This is a genomic window from Roseofilum sp., assembly GCF_982964205.1.
In genome coordinates, this window is sequence record NZ_CEZBFX010000182.1 from 1 (window position 1) to 5,944 (window position 5,944).

3 protein-coding genes are annotated in these 5,944 nt (G+C 46.3%); 2 read left to right on the forward strand and 1 reads right to left on the reverse strand.

Going from position 1 to position 5,944, the window contains the following annotated elements:
- The first annotated feature begins 134 nt into the window (after positions 1-134).
- On the forward strand, positions 135-383 hold the full coding sequence (locus AC3A14_RS23730; RefSeq protein WP_318734031.1) for a DUF4926 domain-containing protein: 249 nt from the start codon (positions 135-137) through the stop codon (positions 381-383).
- A gap of 286 nt (positions 384-669) precedes the next feature.
- Positions 670-4,254, forward strand: a complete 3,585-nt coding sequence (gene smc / locus AC3A14_RS23735; RefSeq protein WP_318734029.1) for a chromosome segregation protein SMC — start codon at positions 670-672, stop codon at positions 4,252-4,254.
- A gap of 1 nt (position 4,255) precedes the next feature.
- Here smc and AC3A14_RS23740 read toward each other — a convergent pair whose 3' ends face one another.
- Positions 4,256-5,563, reverse strand: coding sequence for an O-antigen ligase family protein (locus AC3A14_RS23740; protein WP_318734027.1), 1,308 nt, complete (start codon positions 5,561-5,563; stop codon positions 4,256-4,258).
- Positions 5,564-5,944 lie beyond the last annotated feature (381 nt).

The window sequence follows — 5,944 nt, forward strand, 5'->3', positions numbered from 1 at the left end:
TACATATTATCAAGCGATCGGCGAACTTGAAGGAGTAAACGATTGTAAATTACTTGTGGCTACTATTTGGTTACAACGATCCATCGATAGTCAATTTTATTTTGTCACTCTAAAACCTTATCGAGCATAAACCCATGAGTCTAGAACTTTATCAAGAAATTGCCTTAATCCAAGACCTTCCAGAATACGGAATGTATCAAGGAGATATCGCCACCCTCATCGATTTTATTCCCCACCCCGACGGCGGCGAAACCGGTTGCACTCTGGAAGTTTTCAATGCAGTTGGTGAATCGATCAAAGTGGTCACAGTTCCCATCTCTGCTGTAAAAACCTTAACCAAGAACGATATTTTAACCACTCGTTCACTGCTCACAGCCTCATGATTCAGTATAGCGATCGCCTACTGATTTATCATATTAATCTTTTTAATCTTTGGGGTAAAATCATGCCTATAGTCAGCTTAAATCATAAAAAGAATTATTCTGATTTATGAAGTTTTACTACCCGTCGAGGTGTATGGCAGTGTTGAATATATCTAAAATCGACTATCGATCTGCACCAAATTGATGAAAGTAAAGATTTGGGATGGGTGAGCATCCCTTGTCCATTCTCGCCAATCCTACGCTAATCTTATTTAAATAACCTAAATCCGTCTAAACACTCAATCCTATGGTTCACGTTAAGGGCGTGCAACTGACCAACTTCAAATCCTTTGGGGGAACAACGACTGTGCCGTTGTTACCTGGGTTTACAGTGATTTCGGGGCCGAATGGGTCGGGAAAGTCTAATATCTTAGATGCGCTGCTGTTTTGTTTGGGCTTATCCAGCTCTAAGGGGATGCGAGCGGAACGGCTGCCAGATCTGGTAAACCATGCGAAGGGAGAGAAACGGAAAGCGACGGTGGAAGCGAGTGTGACGGTGACGTTGGATGTCTCGGATGTGGAGCGCAGTATCTGGGAGGAGGAAGAAGATCCAGAGGGGGAGATAGAATTAGACCCGGAATGGAAGATTACGCGCCGCCTGCGGGTTACGCCAGCCGGAACTTATACGTCAACCTATTATATGAATGGGGAGGCTTGCACCTTAACTCAGTTACATGAGCATCTGAACCGGCTGAGAATCTATCCGGAAGGCTATAATGTGGTGCTTCAAGGGGATGTGACGAGTATTATCTCCATGAATGGGAAGGCGAGACGGGAAATTATTGATGAGTTGGCGGGGGTGGCTCAGTTTGACCGTAAGATTGATTTGGCGAAGGAGAAGTTAGCGGAAGTTAAGGAGAAGGAGGAGAATTCTCGGATTATAGAACAGGAGTTAATTTCTCAGCGCGATCGCCTTGCCAAAGACCGAGCGAAAGCGGAAAAGTATCAAACCCTACGCACAGAACTGTTGCAGAAACAGGAGTGGGAAGTGGTATTGCGCTGGCGCTCTTTACGAGCGGAGGAAGGAAAACTGAGGGAAGCGATTGAAGCGGGCGATCGCACTCAAGGAGAATTTCAGGATAACTTAGAAGCGCTGAATACTCAAATTTCCCAGGTGAGTGAAGAACTCGATGGATTGAATGCGCGGGTGAAGTCTTTGGGGGAAGAACAGTTATTAGCGCTCCAGTCTACGTTAGCGACGCAACAAGCCCAACTGAGTCAACTGGAAACTCGGCAACAGGAACTCGAAAGCACGGAACAACAGTTAAAACATCAACGAGAAAAAACGGAACATGACATTCATCAAGACCGGCAAACTCTGGAAAGTCTGCAACATCAATATAATTTAGAAACTCAGGCTTTGTCGGGATTGCAAGATAGTCGGGATGAAGCTCAGGCTAGTTTAACCCAAACGCGGGAACAGGCCCAGGCGATCGCCTCTGCATCTCAAGAATGGGTAGATCGACAAACGGCTTTGAATCACAATATCGAAGAGATTCTCAAAACCCTAGAACCCCAACGCACCGAACAAGCGCAACTAACCGAGCGCCAAAGCCAGTTAACCCGTACCCTAGAAGAGCAGAATACTCGCATTGCCACCCTAGAACCGAATATTGCCAGCCAACATGAAAGGGCAACCGGGTTAGAAGTGGAAGTGATTGAGTTATCCCAGCGCATTCAGGTGGTGGCTCAAACCCTTTCAACGGCAGAATATGACCAGCAAACCCAGCAGCAAACCCAGAAAAGATTGCTGAATGAACAACGGGACAAACAACGACAACTCGATAAACTAGAGGCGCAAGTACAAGCCCAGCAAGAAGCGGCGGGAACTTACGCCAGTAAACTGATTATGCAAACCCAGATCCCTGGCGTTCATGGGTTAGTCGCTAGTTTAGGTCAAGTGGATTCTCGCTATCAGTTGGCTTTGGAAATTGCGGCGGGGTCGCGGTTGGGAAATATGGTTGTAGAAGATGATAACGTAGCTGCCCAGGCGATCGCTCTGCTGAAACAAAAACGAGCTGGACGCGCGACTTTCTTACCCTTGAATAAGATTCGCCCCGGTCGCCGTCCAGATAAGGGTTTCAGCGCTGAAGGCTTTATCGACTACGCGGTCAATCTGATTCAATGCGATCCTCGTTATGACACGATCTTTGCCTATGTTTTTGGCAGTACTGCCGTATTTGCCACCCTCAACGCCGCTCAATCCCATATTGGCAATCTGCGCATGGTTACCCTAGAGGGGGAACTGCTCGAAGCCTCTGGAGCGATGACTGGGGGCAGTCAGTCCCAGAGATCGAGCCTGCGTTTGGGTATGGGTGCAGCTAGTTCTGAATCAGCCCAGCAGAGGGCGCTAGCAGACCGGATAAATGAGATTGAAGGACTTTTGGCTCAAATTGAAGTTGAACAGGGACGTTTGTCAGACGCGACAAAAGAAGCCTCTGCGGAGTTGATGGAGGTTAGGGGGCAGCACCGGGAAAAACAACTGCAACTGGAGCAATGCCGAAAACAGATCCAAAGCGATCGGCAACAATGCGATCGCGCTCGGGAGCTTTTAAGTCAAACGGAACAGGACTTGAATCAAACTCGCACCCGTTTAGAGTACTTGAATCGGGAACTGCCTCAACAACAGAGCCAACTGGATGAGTATCGGCAGTCTTTGGCTCAGTTGGAAGAAAATCAAGCACCGAAGGAGTGGCAGGCGATTCAAGAGCAACTGCGGGAAAAGGAAAGTGTGTTAGATCGGCGAGAACTGGCTCTGAGAGGATGCGAACAACAGTTACAGGAATTGGATAAAAAACGCGATCGCACCAATGAGAAAATTCGCCAAGGTTTAGAGCGGGTGAACGAACTCAAGCAGAATGAGTCTACCACTATGAGCCAAAATACCCGCATTCGTCGCCAACAGGCGGATATTAAGGGGCAGATGGCGCAAACAACGGGGCAATTGGCGATCCTGGAAGAAACCCTAGGGGCGGAAAAACAACAACGGGATGCGGTGGAAGAGAATTTGCGCCAATTGCATCTCAACCGTCAACAATTGCAATGGCAACAACAGAAACTGGCGGAAAACCAAAATACCCGTCGCCAAAATCTGATTGCGCTGCAAAACCAGATTCAAGAGGTGAAAGCCGAGTTGCCCGTTCCCTTGCCCGAAGTTCCGGAAAAACTGAAGATGAAGGAACTCGAACAAACTTTGCGCCAACTGCAAAAACAACTGCAAGCCTTGGAACCGGTGAATATGTTGGCGATCGAAGAATACGAACATACCACCGAACGCCTGGAAGCTCTCAGCGAAAAACTGGCGATTCTAGAAAAAGAGCGTACAGAACTCTTACTCAGGGTAGAAAATTTTACGACTCTGCGCTTTCGGGCGTTTATGGAATCCTTTGATGCCGTGAATGAAAACTTCCAACAGATCTTTGCCGAACTTTCGGAAGGGGATGGACATCTGCAACTGGATAATCCTGAAGATCCCTTTAGTGGCGGACTGAATTTAATTGCCCATCCCAAAGGTAAACCCGTGCAACGTCTGGCATCGATGTCTGGAGGAGAAAAATCCTTAACGGCTCTGAGCTTTATTTTCGCCCTCCAGCGCTATCGTCCTTCCCCGTTCTATGCTTTTGATGAAGTAGATATGTTCCTCGATGGCGCGAATGTGGAACGGCTCTCGAAGATGATTAAAAAACAAAGTTTGGGCAGTGCCCAATTTATCGTCGTCAGTCTCCGTCGTCCCATGATTGAAGCCTCGGAGCGCGCGATCGGCGTGACTCAAGCTAGAGGTGGATTTACTCAGGTATTGGGGATTACGAATACCAGTGAGGTGGCTTCTTAGGTTACTCTGCTATAGGTTTACTGCTTGTATTCACGCTTACCGATAGTGTCCACCAAGCTATATGGGTAAATTGAGCGCATTCAAACCAGGTTACAGTGAAAACTAAATAGGCGATCGCTACTGCCAACATTTTTCGGTTTGGCGATCGGACAAGCAGGAAAATACCATATCCCCACAATGCCGTATAAGATAGCATTCCCAAAATTCCCACTGATAAAATTGTATCCAAAATTAGATTATGAGCTTTATAGGTAATCAAAGGTACAGTATGCAAGTTGCCATTTTCCCTCACTACATCGTAACTTAAATGACCCAAACGGACGACATGGGGAGTATTTTTTAGCGATCGGATATAGGGATAAGCAATGCCGAAACCATTGAAACCCCAGCCAAATAAAGGGCGTTTGCTGATGCCACGAGTGGCTAACTCCCACAGGTATATTCGGTCTGAAGTCATTTGTTTAATCCCAGACAAACCTGAAATTTGTCTGGTGGTAGTCATGACCCCAATCATTAGTATAAAAACTAAAATAATGGGGATTACTCGTCGATAGTATTTCCTTCCTGACAAGTATAAAATCCCGACGATGAAAGCAACAAGAGCCATCCGAGTATTGGCTAAAAGAAGAGCGATTATAATGGGAATAATTATCGTCACTGTTGTTGGCAACGACACCCATCTGAGCTGTCTGCAAGCAAGAGTCATCACGCCAATGGCTGCCAGCACAAATGCAGCATGACCGCGATGGGAGTAGAAACCGATGGGTTGATGATTCTGAAAAATAGTGCTCACTAGGATATTATCTCGCAGTAATTGTCCGGTGGTTGCCGTGTAGTCAATGCGCCAGTCGATCAGTTGGGGAAACGTACTCAAAGCCAGAATAATGCCACCGATGAGAAAACCGTAGAGTTGAGCGGGCAATAGTTGTGGATATCGTCTTAAAACCAGGGTATTACTGAGAGTGAAAGCTGCGACAAGCAACCAGTAGAGCCAACCATCTCCCATCTGATCTTGACCGAATAGAGAGCGAATCGGAAACGGACTCAGGAGAGTAGAAATGAATCCAATCAACAGAAATATTTCCCAGAGAAGTTTACAGGTAAACCAACTCTTGGGAATGTGTAGAGTGTCCCAATTTTTCCACAGTAAGTAGAGATTGCAGATGACAATCAGAGCCAGTACCGCACATTTGGGTTGAGTCCAGATTTCTCCCCGACTGCTTCCCCAAGGATTAATGATAATGATACTGAGCGTAAATAATAGGGTGTAAATTATTTTTGTTAATTGAATCACGGTAAGTATAGTCATTTCAAATAACAATGAAGTAGGGTGGGCAATGCCCACCTTACGGATTGACTCACATCTGAATTTAATATCAAATCCGCTTAAAGAGTTGTCATTGCGACCGGAGGGAAGCAATCGCCAAGATTGGGAGACAATCGAGATTACTTCATTCTACTGGCGCGACCTTCGCAATGACATACTGTAACTAATTATTCGGATTTGAGATAACTTCTGACTTCAACTCTAACTACTTCCGATTCCTCAAACCCATAAATTTCCAGACTCCAAAAGCACCCAAACCGATTAAACCCCAAACCGAATTGGATTCTGGGACTTTCTGCTTTTTCGTTTCTTCTTCAGTCACTATCGGACGCATCTTAAAACTGCCCACATTTTTATCAAATG

Excerpts from the sequence above, each read along its gene's own strand:
- AC3A14_RS23730 (WP_318734031.1), top strand. The coding sequence starts at position 135 with ATGAGTCTAGAACTTTATCAAGAAATTGCCTTAATCCAAGACCTTCCA.
- smc (WP_318734029.1), top strand. The coding sequence starts at position 670 with ATGGTTCACGTTAAGGGCGTGCAACTGACCAACTTCAAATCCTTTGGG.
- AC3A14_RS23740 (WP_318734027.1), bottom strand. The coding sequence starts at position 5,563 with ATGACTATACTTACCGTGATTCAATTAACAAAAATAATTTACACCCTA.